The sequence below is a fragment of the Pseudomonas sp. JV241A genome (genome assembly GCF_900275665.1).
Classification (GTDB): Bacteria; Pseudomonadota; Gammaproteobacteria; order Pseudomonadales; family Pseudomonadaceae; genus Aquipseudomonas; species Aquipseudomonas wadenswilerensis.
In genome coordinates this window covers 15,248-38,891 of the sequence record NZ_OPYO01000021.1, presented here as the reverse complement: position 1 = coordinate 38,891, position 23,644 = coordinate 15,248, and the positions used below count along the sequence as shown (strand labels likewise).

22 protein-coding genes are annotated in these 23,644 nt (G+C 62.7%); 10 read left to right on the top strand and 12 right to left on the bottom strand.

The window, feature by feature from the left end; all coding sequences use genetic code 11:
• Positions 1 to 269: 269 nt before the first annotated feature.
• The 3 genes from JV241A_RS12990 to JV241A_RS12975 form a co-directional block, all read right to left on the bottom strand.
• The gene (locus tag JV241A_RS12990; RefSeq protein WP_115087574.1) at positions 270 to 983 is read right to left on the bottom strand and encodes a tetratricopeptide repeat protein; all 714 of its coding nucleotides are present in this window, start codon (positions 981 to 983) and stop codon (positions 270 to 272) included.
• A 246-nt stretch (positions 984 to 1,229) separates the two neighbouring features.
• Positions 1,230 to 2,105, bottom strand: a complete 876-nt coding sequence (locus JV241A_RS12980) for a universal stress protein (RefSeq protein ID WP_134062897.1) — start codon at positions 2,103 to 2,105, stop codon at positions 1,230 to 1,232.
• Between the two features lie 155 nt (positions 2,106 to 2,260).
• Complete coding sequence (locus JV241A_RS12975) at positions 2,261 to 2,824, bottom strand: recombinase family protein (protein WP_134062895.1); 564 nt, start codon at positions 2,822 to 2,824, stop codon at positions 2,261 to 2,263.
• 318 nt (positions 2,825 to 3,142) lie between these two features.
• Here JV241A_RS12975 and JV241A_RS12970 point away from each other — a divergent pair, with 318 nt between their 5' ends.
• Entirely contained in the window at positions 3,143 to 4,210 is a 1,068-nt protein-coding gene (locus JV241A_RS12970) for a fatty acid desaturase (protein ID WP_115087577.1), read from the top strand.
• A 141-nt stretch (positions 4,211 to 4,351) separates the two neighbouring features.
• A complete protein-coding gene (locus tag JV241A_RS12965; protein ID WP_134062893.1) occupies positions 4,352 to 5,497 on the top strand; it encodes a serine hydrolase domain-containing protein in 1,146 nt (381 codons plus the stop codon).
• Between the two features lie 616 nt (positions 5,498 to 6,113).
• Here the strand turns inward: JV241A_RS12965 and JV241A_RS12960 are convergent.
• Together JV241A_RS12960 and JV241A_RS12955 are read right to left on the bottom strand one after the other, a co-directional pair.
• Positions 6,114 to 6,404 carry a hypothetical protein gene (locus JV241A_RS12960; protein ID WP_115087579.1) on the bottom strand — a complete coding sequence of 97 codons (291 nt, stop codon included), beginning with the start codon at positions 6,402 to 6,404 and terminating at the stop codon, positions 6,114 to 6,116.
• 419 nt (positions 6,405 to 6,823) lie between these two features.
• Positions 6,824 to 7,165, bottom strand: a complete 342-nt coding sequence (locus JV241A_RS12955) for a DUF3077 domain-containing protein (protein WP_134062891.1) — start codon at positions 7,163 to 7,165, stop codon at positions 6,824 to 6,826.
• Between the two features lie 377 nt (positions 7,166 to 7,542).
• Between JV241A_RS12955 and JV241A_RS12950 the strand changes: the two genes are divergently transcribed.
• Complete coding sequence (locus JV241A_RS12950; RefSeq protein ID WP_134062889.1) at positions 7,543 to 7,785, top strand: hypothetical protein; 243 nt, start codon at positions 7,543 to 7,545, stop codon at positions 7,783 to 7,785.
• A 442-nt stretch (positions 7,786 to 8,227) separates the two neighbouring features.
• Positions 8,228 to 9,088 (top strand): LysR family transcriptional regulator, encoded by an 861-nt coding sequence (locus tag JV241A_RS12945; protein WP_115087580.1) that lies wholly within the window; start codon positions 8,228 to 8,230, stop codon positions 9,086 to 9,088.
• On the opposite strand, the gene JV241A_RS12940 is transcribed toward JV241A_RS12945, so the two are convergent.
• Positions 9,085 to 9,762 carry an ankyrin repeat domain-containing protein gene (locus JV241A_RS12940; protein WP_134062887.1) on the bottom strand — a complete coding sequence of 226 codons (678 nt, stop codon included), beginning with the start codon at positions 9,760 to 9,762 and terminating at the stop codon, positions 9,085 to 9,087. The two genes, JV241A_RS12945 and JV241A_RS12940, sit on opposite strands and share 4 nt — an antisense overlap.
• An 83-nt stretch (positions 9,763 to 9,845) precedes the next feature.
• On the opposite strand from JV241A_RS12940, the gene JV241A_RS12935 reads away from it, so the two are divergent.
• Positions 9,846 to 10,721: a LysR substrate-binding domain-containing protein gene (locus tag JV241A_RS12935; protein ID WP_115087582.1), complete on the top strand. Its 876-nt coding sequence runs from the start codon at positions 9,846 to 9,848 to the stop codon at positions 10,719 to 10,721.
• On the opposite strand, the gene JV241A_RS12930 is transcribed toward JV241A_RS12935, so the two are convergent.
• The 3 genes from JV241A_RS12930 to JV241A_RS12920 form a co-directional block, all read right to left on the bottom strand.
• Positions 10,675 to 12,012, bottom strand: a complete 1,338-nt coding sequence (locus tag JV241A_RS12930) for an MFS transporter (protein ID WP_134062884.1) — start codon at positions 12,010 to 12,012, stop codon at positions 10,675 to 10,677. The two genes, JV241A_RS12935 and JV241A_RS12930, sit on opposite strands and share 47 nt — an antisense overlap.
• Before the next feature lie 73 nt (positions 12,013 to 12,085).
• Positions 12,086 to 13,159 (bottom strand): C45 family peptidase, encoded by a 1,074-nt coding sequence (locus JV241A_RS12925; protein ID WP_134062882.1) that lies wholly within the window; start codon positions 13,157 to 13,159, stop codon positions 12,086 to 12,088.
• Between the two features lie 26 nt (positions 13,160 to 13,185).
• Positions 13,186 to 14,865: an amidohydrolase gene (locus tag JV241A_RS12920; RefSeq protein ID WP_134062880.1), complete on the bottom strand. Its 1,680-nt coding sequence runs from the start codon at positions 14,863 to 14,865 to the stop codon at positions 13,186 to 13,188.
• A 106-nt stretch (positions 14,866 to 14,971) separates the two neighbouring features.
• On the opposite strand from JV241A_RS12920, the gene JV241A_RS12915 reads away from it, so the two are divergent.
• Entirely contained in the window at positions 14,972 to 15,892 is a 921-nt protein-coding gene (locus tag JV241A_RS12915) for a LysR family transcriptional regulator (RefSeq protein WP_134062878.1), read from the top strand.
• Here JV241A_RS12915 and JV241A_RS12910 read toward each other — a convergent pair.
• Positions 15,852 to 17,045, bottom strand: a complete 1,194-nt coding sequence (locus JV241A_RS12910; RefSeq protein ID WP_134062876.1) for a GGDEF domain-containing protein — start codon at positions 17,043 to 17,045, stop codon at positions 15,852 to 15,854. The two genes, JV241A_RS12915 and JV241A_RS12910, sit on opposite strands and share 41 nt — an antisense overlap.
• Positions 17,046 to 17,200: 155 nt before the next feature.
• Here JV241A_RS12910 and JV241A_RS12905 point away from each other — a divergent pair, with 155 nt between their 5' ends.
• The 4 genes from JV241A_RS12905 to JV241A_RS12890 all read left to right on the top strand — a co-directional run bounded on the left by JV241A_RS12905 (position 17,201) and on the right by JV241A_RS12890 (position 21,354).
• The gene (locus JV241A_RS12905) at positions 17,201 to 18,088 is read left to right on the top strand and encodes a LysR substrate-binding domain-containing protein (protein WP_134062874.1); all 888 of its coding nucleotides are present in this window, start codon (positions 17,201 to 17,203) and stop codon (positions 18,086 to 18,088) included.
• A gap of 93 nt (positions 18,089 to 18,181) precedes the next feature.
• Positions 18,182 to 19,294, top strand: a complete 1,113-nt coding sequence (gene aguA, locus JV241A_RS12900) for an agmatine deiminase (RefSeq protein WP_115087585.1) — start codon at positions 18,182 to 18,184, stop codon at positions 19,292 to 19,294.
• 41 nt (positions 19,295 to 19,335) lie between these two features.
• Positions 19,336 to 20,388 carry an extracellular solute-binding protein gene (locus JV241A_RS12895; protein ID WP_240047861.1) on the top strand — a complete coding sequence of 351 codons (1,053 nt, stop codon included), beginning with the start codon at positions 19,336 to 19,338 and terminating at the stop codon, positions 20,386 to 20,388.
• A 132-nt stretch (positions 20,389 to 20,520) separates the two neighbouring features.
• Positions 20,521 to 21,354 (top strand): 5'-nucleotidase, lipoprotein e(P4) family, encoded by an 834-nt coding sequence (locus tag JV241A_RS12890; protein ID WP_134062870.1) that lies wholly within the window; start codon positions 20,521 to 20,523, stop codon positions 21,352 to 21,354.
• Positions 21,355 to 21,425: 71 nt separating this feature from the next.
• Here the strand turns inward: JV241A_RS12890 and JV241A_RS12885 are convergent, their stop codons facing one another.
• Positions 21,426 to 22,262, bottom strand: a complete 837-nt coding sequence (locus tag JV241A_RS12885) for a bifunctional allantoicase/(S)-ureidoglycine aminohydrolase (protein ID WP_010225345.1) — start codon at positions 22,260 to 22,262, stop codon at positions 21,426 to 21,428.
• Positions 22,263 to 22,369: 107 nt separating this feature from the next.
• Positions 22,370 to 23,569 (bottom strand): amidohydrolase family protein, encoded by a 1,200-nt coding sequence (locus JV241A_RS12880; RefSeq protein WP_134062868.1) that lies wholly within the window; start codon positions 23,567 to 23,569, stop codon positions 22,370 to 22,372.
• Positions 23,570 to 23,644: the final 75 nt, after the last annotated feature.

Genomic DNA, 23,644 nt, shown 5'->3' with positions numbered 1-23,644 from the left:
TAAGCGGCCTTCAGACGGTGGGAGCGGGCTTGTCCCGCGATAGGGTCATGTCAGCATGACAGACAATTTTCAGAGTCAGAATCGCGGGGCAAGCCCGCTCCCACATTGGATCTGCATGCACCGAGCCTATGGGGCCAGTCCAGCTCCTGCTCCTGCTCGACGATCCGCCAGGCAGGCTCGCCGTTGCGGTACCAGTACGTGGTTCAACGGGCTCATTTGGGGCTCCTTAAGCAATGCTGCGCACAGGGACCGATGGCGTTGCCTTGGGCTCAACCGTGCACCAAGAAGGCCCCTGGCGGAACCCGATATCGCAGCTTCTTGCATTTGCCGGGTGCGGGCTGGTGCCCTGGCGGGCGATCCGGAAACCAGATTCGGCATTTACCCGGAGGCGGTAAATGGCCGCGGGGAACTTCAACCTCATCGTACCCAGACTCTGGCTCGACGGAAGCCGTTTGCAGTTTCCCTTCGGGCCGAGGCCTGTCAACCGTCGGTAAATCCGATACCCGGTCTGCCTTTGCACGAGCGATGTTGCCGGCGTCGTGCCCTTGAGTCTCCACTTCCTGCCTCTTCTGTACTGCGGCCAGGTCCGCTTTGGCGTTGGGTAGGGTGCCCGAAGACCGGGCCTGCTGCGCCGCCTGGATCAATTGGAAGTTGCGGTTGCGTAACTCGACGTTGCGACCAACTCGCATGTTCGAGCGCGCCGCCAAGGTTTCAGCCTGCTGGTACTGCCCTTGCTGAAGACGCAAGACACCGAGGTAATGCAGCGTCGCCGGATTGTTCGGCTGGATTTGCAGGGCTCGCTCCAGCGTGGCAGCGGCTTGGTCCGGCTGGCCGTTCTCATACTGCCGCGAGGCGGTTTCGATCAGGGCGGTTGATGCGCTGTTACTTTGCGCTGCCGCACTTCGCTCAGCAGCAACCGAACAAAGCGACGCGACGGCGCTGAACACCAGGATGAGACCCGGCAGAAAACTCTTGGTTGGCATCAGGGGGACGGACTCGACTGATCTCGGACGGCACTGCCGTAAAACAGACCACAGCGCTGCTCGGTACTTCCGATGCAGGGCCCCAATTGACCTGGCCAGTACCCTGAAGTTCCCGCGGCAGCGGCCAGCGGGTGGGTAACAATGCCGAGGGGCATCGGTCATTCACCACCACTGGGGCGAAGTTGTTCATTGTGGATTAGCAGTGGGGCGAGGACACTCATTCAGCGTCCTCGCCACTAAGGCACCCTACAGCGACACCAGCACATCACACTGCGATTCGTTGAGCACATGCTTGGTGACGCTGCCGATCAACAGCTCTTCCAGCGCGCTGTCCCCCTGCTTGCCGATCACGATCAGATCGCAGTCCAGCTCCTGCTCCTTCTCGACGATCCGCCAGGCAGGGTCGCCGTGTACCACGACTTGCCGCGCATCGCTCACCCCGGCGGCTTCGCTCAGGGCCGCGAGCTGTTGCACGGCATCTTTGCGGATGACATTGCGGTAGTGAGTGAGGGTGTCCTGGTCGATGTGAGCGAAGCGCATGCTGCTTTCGAAGGGCGCTTCGTACACATGCAGCAGGATGATCTCGGCCTGCGGGGCAACCGCTTTTACCAGCTCGATGGCGCGCAGCGATGAAGGCGAGAAATCCACCGGAACCAGCACGGTACGGTAGGTGTCGCGAGGTGCCTGCTTGACCACCAGCATCGGGCAGAGCATGCGGTTGAGCATTCGTTGTACGGTCGAGCCCAGCAGCAGACGGCGCGCCACACTCTGGCCCTTCGCCCCACACACCAGCAGGTTGCTGCGTTTGTCCTGTACCACACGGGTGATTTCGCTGACCACCGAGCCGGGCGCGACCTGTACGCCAGGGGCGATGTCATAGCGCTGGAACAGCATGGCTGCCAGTGCGTGCACTTTCTCTCCGGCGGTCTCCAGCACGCGATTCAACAAGTCTTCATCAGGCACCAGCACCTGCTTCAAGCGCTCGTAGGGCGCTGGATTGGCAACGTAGAGCAGGTCCAGCGCTGCCTGTTGCGCCTTGCTCAAGAGTGCAGCGCGCTCTGCCGCGTTGCGGGCAGAAGTGGACAGGTCGGTGGCTACCAGTACGTGGTTCAACGGGCTCATGTGGGGCTCCTTATGCAATGCTGTGCACAGGGATCGATGGCGTTGGCCGGTTTCGATCCATTCCTTGCTTGCCGCCATCGTCTCGCGAACCAGGCCTGGCGGCTTGATTTGGGTCAAAGGAGTGGGGGAGGCGAGGCAGGTGCCTGAAGAGCCCCCTATGTTGATCTCAAGTACCGATAAAGCGTCTGCCGACTGATATCAAAATCACGCGCCAATTTAGATTTACTTTCTCCAGCGCGGGCGCGGTCAATTAAACTTACAACCTGATTGTCAGACAGTTTTTTCTTGCGACCTTTGTATAACCCACGGATCTTTGCGGCAGCAATGCCTGTTGCCTGTTTTTCCCTCGCTGCAGCGCGCTCGAACTCTGCCAGCGCCTCCATTACTGCAATGATGGGCTCCACAACTTCAAGACAGTCATGGCGGAAAATCAGGTCTTCGTTCAAGAACTCCAGGGTTACCTGCTTTTCAATCAGCCGGCGAATGAGGGTGCACAGCTGCTCGGTACTGGAACTGAGCGATGCCATGCTGTCCACTACCACAGTATCCCCGCACTGTATGTAGCGAATTAGCTTTTCAAGGCCTGCGCGATTCGCGGCATCGTCTGCAGTTTCATCGAAAAACACGGCGTCAAATACATCATGGCGGGTTGATTTCTCTACGCTGTCCTCGGGTTCTTGTAGAGAGAGCCGGAAATATTTGATGCGATGCAATCTCATGGTGCCTCCTTGGCAATACTTGTACACCGTCGTTCCAGACTTGTACAAACTGTAACTAAATCAATAAATTCTTACACATGCCTGTAACACTGAGTCCACCCAAAATACACAGTTGCAAAGAATTTGGCTTGTCTTATCATTTTGAAGCTTGGAACGAGTCTAACAAATTTTTCGGCAAGCAGTCGATTTCGTGTTTATTGAATAACGCGCATGCATTCATGCAGTGAATTTGAATGCCTGCTGTTTGATAGCTCAAGCAATTGATTTAACCCGCTTGATGAGGCTGGTAATTATCCGGCGCACGCAGAGGATGCAGTGATGAAGGTCATGGAAAAAACCATCGAAACGGATCACCCGAATACCGATCAGGAAAAGATTGCTACTGTCACCCGGAGCATTACCGAGCACGGAAACTACCTACGCAAGCGCTATCCGATCTTGCAGCATCAGAATGCGCTGGGTGCGAGTGTCATGGTGTTTTCCCTGGCAGGGATGGTTGTCACCGGAGGGCTCTACCTAACGGGCTATATCCCCGCATGGATGTGCATTTTGATCAATGCGCTGCTGACATCGTTCATTCATGAAATCGAACATGACTTGATTCATCGCCTTTATTTCAGAAAACAGCCGCTGGCCCATAATGCCATGATGTTTTTTTGCTGGCTGGCTCGGCCGGGAATGCCCAGCCCCTGGCTAAGGCGCAATCTGCATTTTCATCACCATAAGGAGTCCGGAACTGATACGGATGTCGAGGCATGGATCACGACCAGTGGCAACCCCTGGGGAATACTGCGGTTGTTGAAACTGATGGATGGGTTTGTATTTGGTTTTCTAAACGCGGTTTTTGCGCCGGGATGGCGGCAAAAGGTAAGATTGTTAGGCAAGATCATTCGGCTCAATACACCGTTCGGGCTTTTGTATTGGGGGTGCTGGTATGTGTTCCTCGGCTACCATCTGTATGTGGGCTTTGGATCAATCATCGGGGCGGAGGTCCACAGTAGTGCTGCGACATTGGCGTTAATGGATGTCGTCAATAGCGCAGTGGTTATACTTATCGCTCCAAACATGATACGGCAGTTCTGCCTGTTTTTTATAAGTTCCAATATGCACTATTACGGCGATGTTGCCCCGCGTAATGCGTTGCAGCAAACCCAGGTAATGAACGCTTGGTGGTTGTGGCCGTTTCAGCTGTTTTGTTTCAACTTCGGTAGCACTCACAGTATTCACCACTTCGTTGTGAGAGACCCGTTCTATCTTCGTCAGATGACCGCACCTTATGCGCATAAAGTCATGGCGGAGGCCGGTGTCAGGTTCAATGACTTCGGTACCTATAAACGAGCGAACCGTTTTTCCATGGGGCACTCTCAAACTCGCTCGCGGGGGTGAATTCCCCGATAACCATGATCTGTTGATAGGTGGAGCCCGGTCTGCCAGGCGGCGGGATCTTTCTTGTCGCCTGGCAGACTTGCTAACGGTCAAGTTAGGCAAGTAGCAAGGGCTGCACTGCAAATACGAGGAGTCTTAGGTATGAAAGCGCAAGGGATGTGTGCGAAGCCGTTCGAAGCGGTCAAGCAGGCCTTCGAGGACATGTTTGACGATCCGCAGGAGCGTGGCGCCGGGCTCTGCGTGCAGGTAGGCGGAGAGATGGTTGTCGACCTGTGGGCCGGTATGGCGGATCAAGAGGGCACCAGGCCTTGGACGCGGGATACGCTGGCCAACACTTTTTGCGTTGTAAAACCCTATGTCGCGGTGGCCGTTCTGATGTTGGTCGAGGAGGGCAAGCTGGAGCTGGACGCGCCGGTGGCCCGTTACTGGCCTGAGTTCGCCCAGAACGGCAAAGCCAAGGTCACCTTGCGTCAGGTGATGAACCACACCGCGGGCCTGCCGGCGCTGCGAGCACCCGACCATAACGCCATGATGTATGACTGGGAGCATATGCTGCGGGTACTGGAAGCCGAGCCGCTCTGGTGGGAGCCGGGAACAGACCTGGGGTACGGCACCACTACCTTTGGCTGGATTCTCGGTGAGTTGATTCGTCGGGTGGATGGACGAGACCCCTGTGCCTTTATCCACGAAAAGATTCTGGACCCCCATGACCTCGACGTTCACCTCGGTGTGGACGAAAAACACTTTCATCGTATCGCGCGTTTCGACAGTGCCACCGGGCGAGTCGGTGATCCTTACTCGCAAGCGCTGCGCACAGTGCTAAAAAGCGAGCCAGCGCATATCGCGACATTCGCCTTCACCAACCCCGGAATGGTGCCCAGACGAACCAGCGACCCTCGCTGGTGGGCCTATCGGCAACCGGCTGTGTGTGGACATGGCACGGCTCACGGCCTGGCCGGTTTCTATAGTGCATTGCTGGCGGGAAACTTTATCGGTCGCGAACTGCTCAGTGAGTTCACTCGAGAGCACAGTCATGGCATGGACCGGGTATGGATGCGGCCAATGCGTTATGGATTAGGCTGCATGCTGGAACAGCAAGTCGACCCGACGGCTTCCCACGCAATGGGCCCAGACACCTTTGGGCATATCGGCCTTGGCGGTCCGATAAGTTTCGCCGATCCCGAAAGGCACGTGAGCTTTGGTTTTGTCACCACGACCTCGGGCAGCCATACGATGATTGACCCCCGTCCTGGCCTGCTGTCATCGCTTGTCTATGCGGCGCTTTGAGCGAGTAATCCTTCATACAGGGTGGGTGCATGAGCGGGCCGCATCGGCGGCCCAGGACAATCGCAGGCGATCACTCACCGGCGCGGACGAAGGCGCCCCGTGCACAATTTGTAGCAATGGTGGGAGAGTAACGTGGTGGGTGGGTAGAGCAAGGGATATGGACTTGGAGGGTTACGATGGAGTTGGCCATCAACTTGAAGCGGGCGGTGTATCAAGCTTCCGTGGGGGCTGGCTTGTCCTGTGATTGCAATCGATCTTGTGCCGGTGCGTTGTGGGGCAAATCGTCGTCGTTGAGGAGGTGAGTACTAGGAGCTGATCTTGGGCGAAAGCGGATGCATTCGGATGGCTGCTTTCGACCCAGAGCTGTCGGTGTATGGCGTCCAGGTGGGAGCGGGCTTGCCCCGCGATTCTGACTCTGAAAATTGACTGTCATGCTGCCATGAGCCTATCGCGGGACAAGCCCGCTCCCACCGTCTGAAGGCCGCTTCTGGCCGATTGCAGCCTATTGAGACAGGCTAAACCCAATTTTATGGTTTGCGGACGATCACGCCACTACGAAGCAGACATACCAAGCCTGCGACAGCGAGAGTGTCGCGAGATCAAGCGCAAGGGCGCGCTATTTGATCTGCACGATGACCGGACCTTCCGTTACGATCGGCGGTTCCGCGTGAATATCTAGCGCATTTTTCTGAATCCAGTCACGTGCGACTTTCAAGCTCGCATCGCTGCCGACTTTGTCCGTGCAGACAGTCACCGACGTACCGCCATCACCCGTATTCAGAAGCGTGTAGCTGACCAGCCCTGGCACTGTCCGCAGGGTAGCTTCGACGTCGGCTTTGCGCTCTTCCAAAAGCTCGAAAAGCTGCTTCGCTCCAGCACCTAGGTAGGTTCTGATAACCGCATACATGTTCGTCTCCTTTGGGGCGCCGCCTCGATGCTAATCTCCAGGTCCACTGATGGCCGCTTTCAGCCAAGTTTCAATTCGCCCCGGTTTATTAAGCTTAGCCACACGCCAACCACAAACGAAACGCAACGACCACCGGCTGCTTCTGGCCGGTTGCTGCCGGTGTATGGCGTCCAGGTGGGAGCGGGCTTGCCCCGCGATTCTGACTCTGAAAATTGTCTGTCATGCTGCCATGACCCTATCGCGGGACAAGCCCGCTCCCACCGTCTGAAGGCCGCTTCTGGACGGTTGCTGTCCCTCACGGTAGCTATCGGCCATTCGGGGAGGGCACTGAATCAATAGAGTGGGGGACGAGGCGGGTACCGAGGCTTACGGCACTGGATGAGCGGGCCGCATTGGCGGCCCATGACAATCGCAGGCGATCACTCCACCGCCGATTGCCCTGCTTGCAGCGAGCGCCGCAACAACGCTGCGGTTGCCGAACGCGCTTCGACCTCATCCAGCAACGCCTCGACCAGAGCGAGGCTCATCTCCAGTGATTGCTCGGTGGCCCAGAGCAATCCGCGCACCTCGGCATCGACCAGTTCACAGGCGTGGGCGTTGGTCTGGTAGGCGCTTTTGAGCAGGATGGAGGTGTGGATCAGGGCGTCTTCGGACGAGACACCGGCGCGGACGGCGAACAGCGGATCGTGGCTGCCATTGCAGGAGCCGAAGGTGGTGCTGGTTTGGGTGGTGAGGGGTGGATCGGGAACGGGTTTGGTCATGGTGGTGCTCCTTCGTAGAAAGGATCCGCCACCGCCTGCCGCCAAGCAGGGAAGGGTGACGGGCTACGCAAGGTTGGCGGACCGGTACGAAGGAACCCGGCACTTCCGAAGAAGTCCATGCGCAGCCCGCCATAAAGCATCATCGCGGGCACAAAAAAAGCGCCTGCGAGGGTGATTGTGGGGCGCTTTGCGCCTTCGTTTCGGACCGCCAAGCCCGAGTCGCTGAATTTGCAGCGACTCGGGGAGGGTAACGGGGTTGGGGTGGGGATTCAAGCTGGGATTCTTGATGGGGGCTTTTAGCCCACTTACAGACATTGCATTGCTGATGGGAGAAACTGGCGCACCACCTGTGACGCAGACTTTGCACGGAGAATGTTGTGGAGCTTCATGAACACTTGGAACAGGTCAGAGATGCCGAGACTTTTTTGAGTTTTGCCCGGGCCCTGGCGGCAGACAAGTCAACAAGTAGTGATTGGGAGAACACGACGATAGAAGCGTTCCTGGATGGTGCTATCTCATGGGCGGAAAGTAGTGATTTCGGGTTGGATCAAGGGCTTCTGCCATCCAATCCGTGGCGGCAGTTCGCCGTTTTCTTGTACTGCGGCAAGATCTATGAGTGAGCTGTGTTAGCCAGATGGGCCACCTCTTGCAACAAATTGGGGGGGGGCTTGTGGACGTATGCTAATGGCCGAATTCTGCTATGCGCCAACGGCAGCTATGAGGTGGAAACATCTCTCGCGAATGGCTGCTATCGACCCAGAACTTGCATCCAGGTGGGAGCGGGCTTGCCCCGCGATTCTGACTATGGAAATTGTCTGTCATGCTGCCATGACGCTATCGCGGGACAAGCCCGCTCCCACCGTCTGAAGGCTGATTCTGGTCGATAGGTGCCTTTTGCGATAGCCAGATATCGGCCAACCGAGGAGCCACGCAACCCGTTAGCCCACCACTCAGTTTGAGGGACAAGCATTACGCTGACATTCATCCGCGCCTTATCTCCATTGCCATCGATTTTCCCCTTGCATTAAAATAAAATCCCATCGAAAAAACCGATACCCCTTCATGCGCTACTCCCCAGAAGCCCTCCAAGCCTTCGTAGAAGCCGCCGCCCTAGGCTCCTTCTCCGCCGCTGCCCGCAAACTGCGCAAAAGCCAATCCACCATCAGCGCCGCAATCGCCAACCTCGAAGCCGACCTCGGCGTCACCTTGTTCGACCGCCAAGCCCGTCAACCCATTCTCACCGAAGCCGGCCGCAAGGTGCTCGGCCACGTACAGGAGATCCTCGCCGCCAGCGAACGCCTGGACCAGCTGAGCATCCGCCTGGCGGACAAGGTCGAGCCGCGGCTGACCATCGTGTTTTCCGACATGCACCAGCTCAACCCGGACAACCGGGTGATGCAGCTGTTCGAGCAGCGCTACCAGGACATCGAGCTGGAATGCATGATCGCCGAGGCCGGTGATGTGCTGAACCTGCTGCAGAGCGGCCGCGCGCACTTGGGCATGCTCGCCGCGCAACCCGGTTACCCGCCGGATGTGGCCGCTACGCGGCTGGCGGCGCAGGCGCAGATGGGGATTTTTGTGGCGAGCAGTCACCCGCTGGCGCAGCTTGCGCAGCCGACCCAGGCGCACTTGGTCGGGCATCGGCAGTTGTACTTGAATACCTACACCGACAGTGTGAACAAACCCCAGGGGCGGGTGTGGTCGGCGCCGGATTATCTGATGCTGCTGGAGATGACCGAGGAGGGCTTTGGCTGGGCCGAGTTGCCCCACGGTCTGGTCAGGCAGTACGGCCATGGCCAGCTCACCGAGCTGAAACTGCGCGGCTGGCCGCGGCCAATCGCGGTGGATGTGGCCTGGTCGAAACTGACCCCGCCAGGGCCGGCGGGGTTGTGGTTGCTCGATCGGTTGCTGGAAAGCAGCTAGGCGCGGGCTCCGGCCCGTTCCAACAGCACCTGCATTTCCTTGTAACCCCTCTGCCGCGCATGCTGCAGCGGCGTCACGCCTTCACCATCGGCGAGGTTCACATCCGCCCCGGCCTTGATCAGCTCGCGCACGATCTCGACATGCCGCTGGCCGCCGTCGCCGAGGATGATCGCCTCAAGCAGGGCGGTCCAGTGCAGTTTGTTGACGTGATCAACCGCCACACCTGCGGCAATCAGCAGGCGCACGGTGTCGACGTGGCCGCGTTCGGCTGCCGGTATCAGCGCGGTGCCGCCGTAGCGGTTGGTGCTGGTGAGGTCGGCGCCGTGGGCCAGGGTCAGTTTTAGTATGTCGTTGTGGCCACGGGCGCCGGCGTACAGGTAGGGGCTGTCTTCGATGGAGTCCTTGGCGTTGACGTCGGCGCCGGCGTCGATCAGTACCTTGGCGGCTTCGACCTGGTTGTTGTGGGTGGCCAGCAGCAGCGGGGTACGGCCCATTTTGTCGCGGGCTTCACGGTTCGCGCCCTGGTCAAGCAGGCTGCGTACCTGTGCGGCCTGGCCTTGTTCGGCAGCGCTGCGCAGTTGGTTTTCGAGGGTGCCGCCGTCGGCGCTGGCGGTCAGCGAGGTGAGCATGGCAAATACCACGGCAAGGTGAGTGGACAGGCGTTCAAGGAGCATGGCAGTACCTCCTGGTGGGCGATTGCTCGCTGGGTCGGGCCATGTTAAAAGTCGGGCTCCTTATTTAGAAGTTAAATAAAAGCATGTCTGTCAGTGAAAAATCGAATAGGCCGCTGTTCGACCTCGACCTGTTGCGGGCGGTGGTGATGGTCAGCGACTGCGGCAGCTTTACCACGGCGGCGGCGCGCCTGCACTCGACCCAGTCGACGGTCAGCCAGAAGGTCCGCCGGCTGGAGGAGATGGTCGGGCACAAGCTGCTCGAACGTGGCAACCGCGACGTGCTGCCCACTGACGCCGGGCAGACGCTGCTCGGCTACGCCCGGCAGATGCTGGCCTACAACGATGAAATGCTCGAGGCGATGTCGGGCGCGACGGTGGCGGTGACCGTGCGCCTGGGCGTGCCGGAAGACTTTGCCGCCGGGCGCACCACCCATCTGCTCTCGACCTTCAACCGCAAGCATCCGCAGGTGAAGCTGGAGGTCACCAGTGGCCTGTGCCGAGACCTCAGCGCCAGCTACGACAACGGCGAGCTCGACCTGATCCTGCTCAAGCAGCGACGCAACAGCCGTGAGGCGGTGGCCTGCTGGCCGGAGAAGCTGCAATGGATCGACAGCGCGAAAAACCCCGCCTTCGACCAGGACCCGGTGCCGCTGGTGACCTTCCCGCCACGCGGCCTGTACCGCGACGACATGATCGGCGCCATCGAGCGCATGGGCCGCCGCTGGCGCATCAGTTTCACCAGCTCCAGCCTCAGCGGCCTGCAGGCGGCGGTGGCCAACGGCATGGGCATCAGCCTGCTGCCGCTGCGGGCGGTCACCGCCGAGCATTTGCAGCTGACCTCGGCCCACGGCCTGCCGTCGATCGATGCCATGGAGGTGGCGATCATTCATCGGCCGACCGCAGACGCCATGGTCAAGGAACTGGCCGCGGAGCTGGCGCGTACCCTGGCGAGCGAGTAAGGCCTGCATCGATCTGCGCCATGCTCAGGTGCGCGGTCTCGCGCAGCAGGTAAGAACACAACGCCAGCAGGGCCAGTGCGGCGGCGCCGTAGATCGCCACGCCGAGCGGGTTGTGGTCGGTGGCGATAAGGATCGCCGTGGCCACGCTGGAGGCCGTGCCACCGCCCAGTGCCGCGCCAATCTGGTAGCTGGCGGAGATCCCCGAGTAGCGCATCTCCCGTGGAAACTGCTCGCCGAGAAACGCCGGGATCGGCCCCTGGGTCGCGCCCATCAAGGCGCCGACGGCGGCATAGGCCAGCAGTGAAGTCAGCAGGTCGTGGCGGTTCACCAGCGGGAAGAAGGCGAACAGCCCCAAGGCCATGATCAGCGCGCCGAAGATCATCACGCTGCGCCGGCCATAGCGGTCGGAGAGCAAGCCGAACAGCGGCGCTGATATGACGATGGCAATCGACAGGGTCAGGTCGAACATCAGCGCATCGGTGCTGCCATAACCCACCTGGGTCGCATAGGCGAGAAAGAACGTGCTGCCGATATAGGCAATGGTGCAGTAGCCAAAGGCGATGCCGGTGCACAGCAGCAGCTCGCGCGGGCGCTGGCGCAGGGCTTCGGCCAGCGGCATCGGCCGCGGTTTTTTCGCCTGTGGCGGCTCGACCGCGACAATGCGCAGGCGCGCATACAGGCCGACGAACACCAGCGCGCCGCCGAGCCAGAAGGGGATGCGCCAGGCAAAGTCGGCGAGGTTGTCGCTCAGGGCGCTGACGATGGCAAACACCGCCGCACCAAGAATCCCGCCAACGCCGATGCCCATGCTGGTAAAGCTGCCCCACAGCCCGCGCCTTCCGGGTGGCGCTGCTTCGATGCCGAACAGCGCCGCGCCGCCCCATTCACCGCCAGCGGCAAAGCCCTGCACCAGGCGCAGCAGTACCAGCAGCAACGGCGCGTACACGCCGAGGGTGGCGTGGCCCGGCAGGCAGCCGATCAGCAGGGTGCTCAGGCCCATCAGCAGCAAGGTGGTGACCAGCACTTTCTGGCGCCCGACCTTGTCACCGAAATGGCCGAAGACAATGCCGCCGATGGGCCGGGCGAAGAAGCCCGAACCGAAGGCGGCGAAGGCCACCAGGGTGGCGGTCAGGCGGTCCATGTCCGGGAAGAACACCTGCGGGAACACCAGCGCTGCGGCGGTGCCGTAGATGACGAAATCATAGAACTCCAGGGCGGTGCCCAGCCCGGATACGCAGAAGGTCTTGGCGGCCGACCTTGGCAGCGCGCCGTTTGCAGTTTCCCCGATCATTGTTGTTGTTCTCGTGCAGTGGCTGGCGCACGCGTGCACACAAGGGCGGCGCCAGCGGGGGTGGATGGAAGGACTAGAAGCGTTCGAAGCCCTGGCTCGCCAGCACGCTCGGGTTGCCGGCGGTGTATTCGAGCTGGCAGTTTTGCGTGTCGATGGCGATGCTCAGCAGGGTTTCCCAGCGTTGGGTGTCGGGCTGGCTCAGGTCGGGGTGGAAGCAGATCGGCGCCTGGCCGCCCGCGCCGCCGCACATTGCCTGAGCCCGAACGCGCAGGTCGGCGCTGTTCATCGCGCCAACCACCTCGTCCAGGTGCTGCAGGCGGCCTTCGGTATCGGCGCGGTCGGCGCTGCGTTCACCCAGGGCCAGCTGCGGGTCGAGGAAGTGGTTGGTGTGCAGCAGCCAGCCATCTTCGCGAGGCAGTACCAGGCCGGTGTGGGCCGGGCTCATCTCGATGCTCACCGCCCGTGGGCTGCTGTCCTCGCGGGAGAACACCGTCAGCACGGTCGAGGCGCTGACCGGCGCCGAGCGCGCCAGCTCGATGGCTTCCTGCACGCTGCTGGCGTCTTCCAGCACCCGGCGGGCGATGGCATGCACCGGTACGCCGCCGCTGTCGTTGTCGCTGTGGTGATGGAGGATGTTGAAGTGCAGGCCGACGCCGGCGCTGTTGACGCCGATCTTGCCGAGCATGCCGAACTCGCTGAACTGCTTGACGGTCATGTCGTGCTCGGTGGTCAGTTGCAGCAGCAGGCCGTGGGGCGCCAGGCTGTCGTGCCAGTCCCAGGTTTGCAGGCTGCGCGGCAGTTGCGCGCCGGCCGGGGCGAACACCGTGGTCGAGCATTCACCGTGGGTGGCGGGCATGGCCGCGAGAATCTCGGTGCGCGCGTTCAGGCTTGCCAGTTGCCACAGCGGCAGGCCGGTGCCCTGGGCGATGCCGATGACTTCGGCGGCCAGCGCCGGGCTCCAGCTTTCCAGGGCCGCCAGGCTGCGCTCGCCAATGGCCTGGACCTGCGCACTGTCGATGCCGACCCGGGGGAAGAAGCCCAGGTACAGCGCGGTGGTGTGGCGGATCTGCTCGGCAAAGCGCTCACCGATTTCGCGCCCGCGGGCCAGCGGCTGGCGTTGTTCAGTGACGTGGGTGTGGATTTTCACAACAGCAACTCCAGAGGGGGAAGGCTTCAGCGCGCGGCGGCGCGCTGGTAAACGGATTTGCCGGCGAACCAGGTCTGCAGCACCTGGGTGTCGCGCAGGTGCTCGGTATCGGCATGGAAGATGTCGCGGTCGACCAGCACCAGGTCGGCCTGCTTGCCCGGTTCCAGCGAGCCGATCTGCTGCTCCAGGCGCAGGGCGCGGGCGGCGTTGACGGTGTAGGCGCGCAGCATGCTGTCGAGGTCGATGGCCTCTTCGGCGTTGAGCACGCCTTTCGGGCCCTTGCGGCTGACCGCCTGGTAAATGGCTTGCCACGGGTTGGGGGTGGTGATCGGCCAGTCGCTGGCACCGGCGATGGTCGCGCCGTTTTTCAGCAGCGAGCGCGCCGGGTATTGGTAGTGGTAGGCCATGGCGCTGACGTAGGGCTGGAGCAGGTCGGTGGCCAGCTCATCGGCGCTGGCCCAGTACAGCTGCATCGAGGCGATCACATCCAGCGGCTTGAAGCGGGCGAACTCTTTCGGGTTGACCATCTGCAGGTGGGTGATCGAGTGCGCCACGCCGCTCTGGCGATGCTGGCGCGCCTGCTCGAAGGCATTGAGCGATTCACGCACGGCACGGTCGCCGATGGCATGCACGTGCACCAGCCAGCCACGGGCATCGGCGGCGTCGACCAGTTCACCGAAATGCGCCGGGTCGATCAGCAAATCGCCGGTCTTTTTCGAGTTCTTGTAGGGCTCAAGCAGGGCGGCGGTCTGCGCCGGAAACTCGGCCACGCCGTCGGCGAACACCTTGATCCCGGGAATGCTCAGGTTGGGCACGCCCTGGAACTGCGCGCGCACCTTGGCCAGCTCATCGAGGTCGGCGGGTTTGGCTTTCGAGTCGGCCACCAGCAGGGCGGCGACGTGCTGGTTGAGCTCGCCGTTGTGGGCCAGTTGCTTGTAGATCGGCAGCACGCCGAGCGAGGTATTGGTTAGCGTCACGCCCGGCGCATCGTTGGCGGTCGGGTCCATCCAGGCGGTAATGCCCAGGCTGTGGTAGTAGGCGATGGCTTCGCGGCCGGCGTCCAGCAGTTGCTCGGTGGGCACCGGCGGCAGGTGGTCGATCACCTGGTAGAGCACGCCTTCGGCGAGAAAACCTGCGTCTTTGCCACCGGTGGTGATCCCGGCGCGGGCGAGCATGGCGTCGTTGGCCCAGCCGGTGTGGTAGTCCCAGCCGATCAGCAGGATTGGTTGCCGGGCCCATTCACCCTTGTTGAAGCGCTGCTGGAACTGCTCGAGCTGGCCCCAGTAGGCCGAAGGCAGGCCGCCGAGGGTGAGGATGTCGCCACGTCGCGCAGTGCCGTCGCTGGCGGCGCTGCGCAGGCGCTGCTCAAGCTGGTCGAAGCTCAGTAGCTGGCCGTCGAGGTTGGCCTGGCGGCGCTGCAGGCCACCGCGCAGGGCATGGGCGTGGGAGTCGATAAAGCCGGGCAGCAGCACCTGCTGCTGCAGGTCGATCAGCTGGGTGCTGGCCTGTTTCAGGCGCAGCACCTGGGCGTCGGAGCCGACGGCGAGGATCTTGCCGTTCTCGATGGCCACGGCCTGTTGCAGCGGCTGGCCGGCAACGGCGGTGTAGACCTTGCCGCCATGCAGGATCAGTTCCGGGGCGGCGATAGTTTCTGCTGAGGAAATAACCAGGGCGCTGCAGAGCAGGGTGGGGAGCAACCGTTTCATGGGTCTGCCTTAAATTATTATTGGCGTTGCGCTAGATTATCCAGGCCCTGGCGGATTGATCATGCTCGGTTCTTACATAACTTTTGTGCCTGTCGGGAATAAATGAATGGATAAAATGACCGCGCTGACCATGTTCGTCGCGGCGGCGGACCACGGCGGTTTCAGCCGCGCCGCCGAGCACCTGGGCAAAACCCCGTCGGCCATCACCAAGGCCATTGCCCAGCTGGAAAGCGAGCTGGGTACCCTATTGTTCGAGCGTACTACTCGACGCATGGCCCTGACCGAAGCCGGGCAGATCTACCTGGAGGGCGCGCGTCAGGCGCTGATGCAGTTGCAGCTGGCCGGCGAAGAGGTCGACCAGTTGCAGCACGCACTGCGCGGCAGCCTGCGCATCACCGCACCGCCTGCCTTCGGCCCGGCGTTCCTCAGCCAGGTGTGCTCACGCTTCATGGCCGAGTACCCGCAGGTGCGCCTGGAGGTGGACCTCAACGACAACAACGATGACCTGGTGGACGGCGGCTATGACCTAGCCCTGCGCGACGGCCCCACCGACCTGCCGGAGCTGATCGCCCAGCCACTGCTGGAAAACCGCGTGATGCTCTGCGCCAGCCCCGCGTACCTGGCGCGCAAGGGCATGGACGTGACCCTGGACAACTACGCCCAGCATGACTGGCTGATCCTCCGTCACCCGCAGCTCAGCCGCAGCTTCTGGTGGGTGGAGAGCGAAGGGCAGAGCATTCGCCTGCGCCAGCCGGTGCCGCGCCTGGCCAGCGACAACTACGACCTGCTGCTGACCTGCCTGCTCGAAGGCCAGGGCGTGCAATTCGTGCCGCATTGGAGCGCTGCGCCGTACCTTGAGCGCGGCGAACTGGTGGAGTTGATGGCCGGGCTGTGGCGAGCCCAGAGTGCGTTCGGGCCCTGGGTGCATGTGCTGTACCTGCCGCACCGGCGCAATACCCGCAAGGTGCGGGTATTTATCGACGCGCTTAAAGCGTACCTGCAGGCTGCTCGCTCTGCAGCCATCTAGCAGGCTGGTACAGGTGCACGCGATTACGGCCCTGGTGCTTGGCGGCATACAGGGCGTTGTCGGCCTTGGACAGCAAGCGCGAAAGGTCGTGTTCGCCAGGGCCGCTGGCGCCGACGATGCCGATGCTGACGCTGAGGAATCCCGGTTCCAGCATCGGTAGCGCGTAGAAGCTTTCACAGATGCGTTGCGCTACCTGCTGCGCCGTCTGCGCGTCGGTATTGGCCAGCAGGCAGGCGAACTCTTCACCGCCGATACGGGCGAAGACATCCTCCTGACGCACGCTGTTGCGGGTGACCTGGGCGAAGGCGATCAGCGCCTGGTCGCCGGTCTGGTGGCCGTGGGTATCGTTGAGGCGCTTGAAGTGATCGAGGTCGCACAGCAGCAAAGCCACCGGCTCGCCACGGCGGGCGCAGTCGGCCAACAGCTTTTCGCCACGGGACATGAAGGCGCGGCGGTTGCCGACGCCGGTCAACGGGTCGGCATAGGCGGCGGCCTTGAATTTCAGCTCGGTGCGCTCGCGGACCATGGCCAGGGTCACGTAGGCGATGCCGATGGCGTAGAGCATCGACTCAAACAGCATGAACGAGAAGAAACCGGTGCCGCGGCCGTTGCTGGTGATCGCCTGGTCCAGCGACACGCCGTGGTCGGCAACGGTACGCACGCAGTAGAAACCGGTGTGCACCAGCATCAGCAGCAGCGCTGGCAGGTAGGAGACTTCAAGCTGCTGGCGGCTGCGCCACAGTTCAAAGATCGACAGGCCGCCATACGTCGCCGCCAGCATCGAATACACCGTCACCCGCAGGCCCAGGTCGTCGTAGAAACCCGGCATCAGCCCCCACAGCGACCAGAACAGTGCGCCGGCCAGGATCCCCGGCAGGTGCGGCGGGCGGCCGGTAAACACACGCATGGCGGTCCAGTTCAGCGCCGCGCCGAGCAGCAGGACAATGTTGCCCAGCACCAGGGCGATAAAGTCGGGGGTCAGGCCGCGCAGGCTGATCAGGGTCACGCCGCAGGCGGCGAGCAGGAGCATGCTGCCCAGGTAGCCGAGGGTCCGCTCGCGTACGCCGCGGCTCCAGGCATGCAGGGTCAGCAGGCCCATCAGGGCAAAGATGAAAATGGCCACCAGCAACAGGGTCGGGATGCTCAGCAGCAAGGGTATCGCTCTCCGCTCATGGCCGGGTGGCCAACCGGCCAGCGCCGGTTTTCAGCGGCATGCTAGCCGAGCAGGTGCCACTTTGCCAGCCGCTCGCTGCCTTCAGGACAGGCTTCGGTTATGCTGCTGGCCGATCCTCAATCGGCGGACCACCCATGCCCAGACTGCCTTCGCTGACCGCCTTGCGCACCTTCGAGTGCGCCGCCCGCCACGGTCATTTCGGCCGCGCCGCCGCCGAGCTGTGCGTCACCGACAGCGCCGTAAGCCATCAGATTCGCCAGCTCGAAGAGCAACTGGGCGTTGCGCTGTTCGTCCGCGAAGGCCGCCAGGTGCGCCTGACCAGCGAGGCGGGGCGCCTGCTCCAGCATTTGCAGCAGGCCTTCGAGCTGATCGGCAAGGCCTGCGACGAGCTGCGCGACCCGGCCTCCCAGGCGGTGCTGCGCCTGGCCGTGACCGCCGAGCTTGCGCAAAAGTGGCTGGTGGCGCGCCTGGCCGATTTCAGCAGCCGCTACCCGCATATCACCCTGCACCTGCACGAGCAGCCGATCGATGCCGGGGCGCCGGCCGCCGATATCGACCTGGCGATCACCTATGGCACCAGTTCGGTGGATGCCAGCACCCACTTCGTCCGGCCTTTGCCGCTGTTGCAGTTCTTTCCGGTGTGCAGCCCCGGGCTGTTCAACCTCGGCGGCCTCAAGCGCCCGCGCGACCTGGTGCGCCACTGCCTGCTGCACGACGACCAGGACGGCAAGACCTGGACCGCCTGGCTCGCCACCCACGCCGAGGATGCCCAGCCCGGGCGCCAGCTGTACTTCCCTCATGCAGCTTTGGCCCTTGAGGCGGCGGCCTTGGGGCAGGGCGTGGCCATGGGCGACAACCTGACCTGCCAGGCCGACCTGGTCAGTGGCCGCCTGGTGCGGCCTTTCAACGCCAGCGTCACCGCGCTGGGGCAATACGCGCTGGTGTGCGAGCGGCTGCGCCTGGAGCGCGGCGCGGTGGCCGATTTCATAGAATGGTTCACCACTCAGATCGCCGAACCGTGAATTGAATTCATCAATCGCTTAGATTTCATCGTTGGAAGCCTTGGCCCGGGCGGCGTAGCGTGCAGCTATCCCCACCCACCGCAGAGGTTGCTCATGGCGCGTTCACTTACCACCACTCCCAAGGCCGATGGTTTCCGCTTGCCCGGCGAATTCGAGCACAAGGCCGGTTGCTGGCTGGGCTGGCCGGAGCGCCCGGACGTCTGGCGCAACGGCGCAAAGCCTGCGCAGAAAGTCTGGGTCGAGATCGTCAGCGCCATCGCCTCCAGCGAGCCGGTCACCGTCTGCGCCTCCGCCGCCCAGTACGCCAACGCCCGGCGCCTGCTGCCGCCGCAGGTACGGGTGGTGGAAATGACCTGCAACGACACCTGGTTCCGCGACAGCGGCGCGGTGTTCGTGGTCAACGATGCCCGCGGCGAAGTGCGCGGCGTCGACTTCGAGTTCAACGCCTACGGCGGCCTTGATGGCGGCCTGTACTACCCCTGGGACAAGGACGACCAGATCGCCCAGAAGATCCTCGAAATCGAGAACCTCGACCGCTACCGTGCGCCGCTGATTGCCGAACTCGGCGGAATCCAGAGCGACGGCCAGGGCAGCCTGCTGACCACCGAACAGTGCCTGCTCAACCGCAACCGCAACGCCCACCTGGGCAAGGCTGAAGTGACCCGCCGCCTGGAGGATTACCTCGGCGCCGAGCAGGTGATCTGGCTGCCGCGCGGCTGCAAGTTCGACGAAACCGACGGCCACGTCGACGACCTGGCCTGCTTCGTACGGCCCGGCGAAGTGGTGCTGCAATGGACCGACAACCGTGACGACCCGCAGTGGGAAATCTACCAGGAGGCCTACGACATCCTGCGCAGCACCCGCGACAGCCGCGGCCGCGAGCTCAAGGTGCACAAGCTGCCGCAGCCGGATGTACTGGAATGGACCGCCGAAGAAGCCGCCGGCCTCGACCAGGTCGACGGCACCCACCTGCGCCAGGCCGGGACCAGGATCTGCGCGTCGTACATCAACTACTACGCCGGCAACTCGGCGATCGTCGTGCCGCTGTTTGGCGACCGTAACGACCAGGTGGCCCAGGCGACCCTGGCCGAGCTGTTCCCTGGCCATCGCATCATCGGCATCGACAACTCGCGGGAAATCCTCCTGGGCGGTGGCAACGTTGCCTGCATCACCATGCCGCAATACGCCGGAGCAAAAATCTCATGAGCCTGCGCGCCTGTGGCCTGGCCGTAGCGCTGGCGTGCGGTATGACGCAGGCGCTGGCTGCCAGCAATGAGCAGCCGACGGTCAACCTGTACATCTGGGGCGAGTACCTGGCCCCGGATACCCTGAGCAACTTCGAAAAAAGCACCGGTATCCGCGTGGTGGCCGACCACTTCGACTCGCTGGAAACCGTGGAGACCAAACTGCTGACCGGGCGCAGCGGCTACGACCTGGTGCTGACCGCCGGCCAGCACCTGTCGCGGGCGATCAGCAGCGGCGCCCTGCAGCCGCTGGACAAAGCCCGCCTGCCGCACCTGGCCGGCATCGGCGAAGAGTTCCGCCAGCACATGGCGGTGTACGACCCGGGCAATCGCTATGCCGGCACCTATGCCTGGGGCACCACCGGCTTCGGTTACCAGCAGCAGGCCCTGGCGGCGCGCCTGCCCGAGGCGCCGACCGACAGTTGGGCGATGCTGTTCGATCCCGAAGTGGTATCGAAGTTTGCCAGCTGCGGGGTGAGCCTGCTCAACGACCCCAACGAGGTGTTCGCCGCCGCCATGCGCTACCTGGGCCTGGACATCAACCAGCAACGCGTCGAGGACTTGCGCCAGGCCGAGGCCCTGTTGCAGAAGGTGCGGCCGTACATCCGCTACTTCGACAACGATCGCAACATCAACGACCTGGCCAATGGAGAGACCTGCCTGGCGATGTCGTGGAACGGCAACGTCGCTATCGCCCAAAACCAGGCGCGCCAGGCCAACAAGGCCATCGACCTGACCTTCAGCATCCCCCGCGAGGGCACGCTGATCTGGCTCGATGCCCTGGTGATCCCCAAGGACGCGCCGCACCCGGAAGCTGCCCTGGCCTTGATGGACTACCTGATGCGCCCGGAGGTGATCGCGCCGATCACCGACAATATCCAGTACGCCAATGCCATCACTGCGGCCGATGCCCTGGTCGATCCGGCGATACGCAACGCTCCCGGCACCTATCCGCCCGCCGAGGTGCGGGCGCGCCTGTACAGCAAGAACGACAACAGCAAAGCCTTCAACCGCGAGCTGACCCGCGCCTTCAGCCGGCTCAAATCGGGGACCTGAAGCACGCCAAGATGCGCGGGTGCGCCACATTGTTGCGCCCGCGCGTCGCGGCGATTGTGGCACTTGCCGGCGTGCGGTATGAGTAGCCCACTCCCGCCGCCCAAGAGCGGGAGATCACAAGGAACGCCCCGAATGCCTCAGCTCAAGAACGCGATCTCCCTGGCCTTGCTGTTGCTGGCCACGCCCCTGGTCCATGCGCAGACCGCCAACCCCGAAGCCGCCGTGCGCTCCAACCTGCTGGTCGATGCGGTGGCCTGGCGCCAGACCGCGGCGGAATTCCGCGCGCTGTACTACCAGGGTTTCAACGTCGCCAAGGCGCGTCTGGACCAGGCCCTGGCCAACCAGAAGCCGGGCGACAAGAAGCCTGCGATCATCAGCGATATCGACGACACCATCCTCAGCAGCAACACCTACTGGGGCTTTCTGATCGGCCAGGACAAGGAGTTTTTCGATGATGCGGTGTGGGACCGCTGGGTCGCCGCCAATGGCCCGACCCTGACCCCGGGGGCGCTGGAGTTTCTTGACTACGCCAAGTCCCGTGGCGTGGAGATCTTCTACGTCTCGAGCCGCGACCAGGGCGACAAGACTTACGAGTACGCGCTCAACAACCTGCGCGCGCTCAAGGTGCCGTACGCCGACGAAGCCCACGTGACCATCCTGCGCGAAAGCTCGAACAAGGAGCCGGCGCAGCACAAGATCGCCGAGCAGTACAACGTGCTGCTGATGCTCGGTGACAACCTCAACGATTTCGAGCGCAGCTTCTATGTCGACAACGTCGACCAGCGTGCCCAGCTGGTGGACGCCAGCCGCAGCAAGTTCGGTGGCCAGTACATCATCTTCCCCAACCCCACCGACGGCCATTGGCTCAAGGCCATTTTTGGCGAGTCGGAGCCCGCCGATACTCCGGCCAACCGGGCGAAATTCCGCGAGGCAGCAGAGCAGGGCGCCTGGAAACCGGCCAGCTGATTCACCGAAGCCATAAACAAAAAATCCCGCAGGCCGTGTGGCCTGCGGGATTTTTCATGCAACCGTGAAACTTAGCGCTGTGGGTTGAGCACCAGGTTCATGTGACGGTTTACATCTTTGTACAGCAGGTAGCGGAACGGGCCCGGGCCGCCGGAGTAGCAAGCTTGCGGGCAGAAGGCGCGCAGCCACATGAAGTCGCCGGCTTCCACCTCGACCCAGTCCTGGTTCAGGCGATAAACGGCTTTACCTTCCAGCACGTACAGGCCGTGTTCCATGACGTGGGTTTCAGCGAACGGAATCACGCCGCCCGGCTGGAAGGTGACGATGTTGACGTGCATGTCGTGACGCATGTCGGCCATGTCGACGAAGCGGGTGGTGACCCAGGCGCCATCGGTGCCCGGCATCGGGATCGGCGCGATGTCTTTTTCGTTGGTGACGAACGCTTCCGGCAGGGCCAGGCCTTCAACCACCTGGTAGTGCTTGCGGATCCAGTGGAAGGTGACGTTCTTGGCGCTGTTGTTGCGCAGGCTCCACTCGGCGGCCGGTGGAATGAAGGCGTAGCCGCCTTCTTTCAGGGTGTATGGCTTGCCCTGCAGGGTGATGTCGATTTCGCCTTCGACCACGAACAGTACCGCTTCGGCATTCTTGTCCAGTTCAGGGCGCTCGCTGCCGCCTTCCGGCGCCACTTCGACGATGTACTGCGAGAAGGTCTCGGAGAAACCGGTCAGCGGGCGGGCGATGACCCACATGCGCATCTTGTCCCAGAACGGCAGGTGACTGGTGACGATGTCACGCATCACGCCTTTGGGGATGACCGCGTAGGCCTCGGTGAACATGGCACGGTCGGTCAGCAGTTCGGTCTGCGCCGGATGGCCGCCGTGGGGAGCGTAGTAATTGGACTTCGACATGGAACACCTTCTGTCGTTGTTGTTCTGGGGTTTTGTGTTGCATCGCCCGGGTGTTGCCCTGGGCGATTGTCTTTCTCTGCGGCGTAAGCCGGCAGAAATGTGTTGGGTCAGCCGCTGCGCACCTCGAAGTGCAGCGCCGGCGCGGGTGCAATCAGCTGGCCGCGGCGTACCAGGCGCCGCTCGGCCGGCGCGGCGGCGACCGCGGCGGCGCCGTTGTCGGCCTTGAGCACGATGAAGGTCGCCTCGTTGCCGACCTTCAGACCGTAGTCGCTTTTGCCCAGCACTGCTGCGCCGGCCGTGGTGGCCATGGTCAGTGCCACATTCAATTCTTCATCACTGTAGAAGCCCGAGCGGTAGCCGATCAGCATGGCGCGCTGGAGCATGTCGGCGTTGCCGTAGGGCCACCAGGCATCGCGGATATTGTCGTTGCCGGCGAACACGTTCACCCCGGCGGCGCGCAGGCGCAAAATCGGCGGGAAGCCATGATCGCCCGGGGCGTTGGTCATGATTGCCACCCCGGCGTCGGCGAGGGTGGCGGCGGTGCGCGCCACTACCTCGTCGTCGACCTGGCCCAGGGCATAGGCATGGCTGACTGCGACCCGGCCATTGAGACCGGCGGCGCGGGTGCGGGCGGCGATCCGTTGCAGCTGTTCGATGCCTTGCAGGCCGGGCTCGTGCAGGTGGATGTCGATCTTCACAGCATGGCGCTCGGCAATGCCGAAGACCACATCGAGCTGACCGTCGGCGTCGCCGTCGAGGGTGGTGGGGTCGATACCGCCAATCACGTCGGCGCCTTCACGGATCGCCGCATCGAGCACATCGGCGGTGCCTGGGCAGGACATCACACCGGCTTGCGGGAACGCCACCAGCTCGATATCGACGATGCCGCGCCATTTCTCGCGCGCCTCCAGCACCGCTTGCAGGTTGCGCAGGCCGGTGGTGGCGTCGACGTCGACATGGCTGCGCATGGCCACGGTGCCGAACGACACCGCCTGGCGGATCAGTGCCTCGGCACGCTCGAGCATCGGCGGGGCAGCGGCCAGTTCACGCTTTTCGATGGCCAGGCGTTCACGCAGGCTGCTGACCGCTTGATGCGGGTGCCAGCGGTCGCCGACAAAGCTCTTGTCCAGATGGATGTGACCGTCAACCAAACCGGGCAGCACCAGGTGTCCTGCCAGGTCGATGACCTCGGCGCCTGCGCTGGCCGGACGTTCGCGGCCCAGGCTGACAATGCGCCCGTCGGCAACCGCGAGGTTGAGCAGGCTGCCATCGGCAGCAACAGCGTTGACGAATACACGATCGATCATTTCACAGCCCTTTGCCTACTACTGATTCACACCCTATAGAAAGACTGTACCTATCCACAAATTAAATATTGGAAT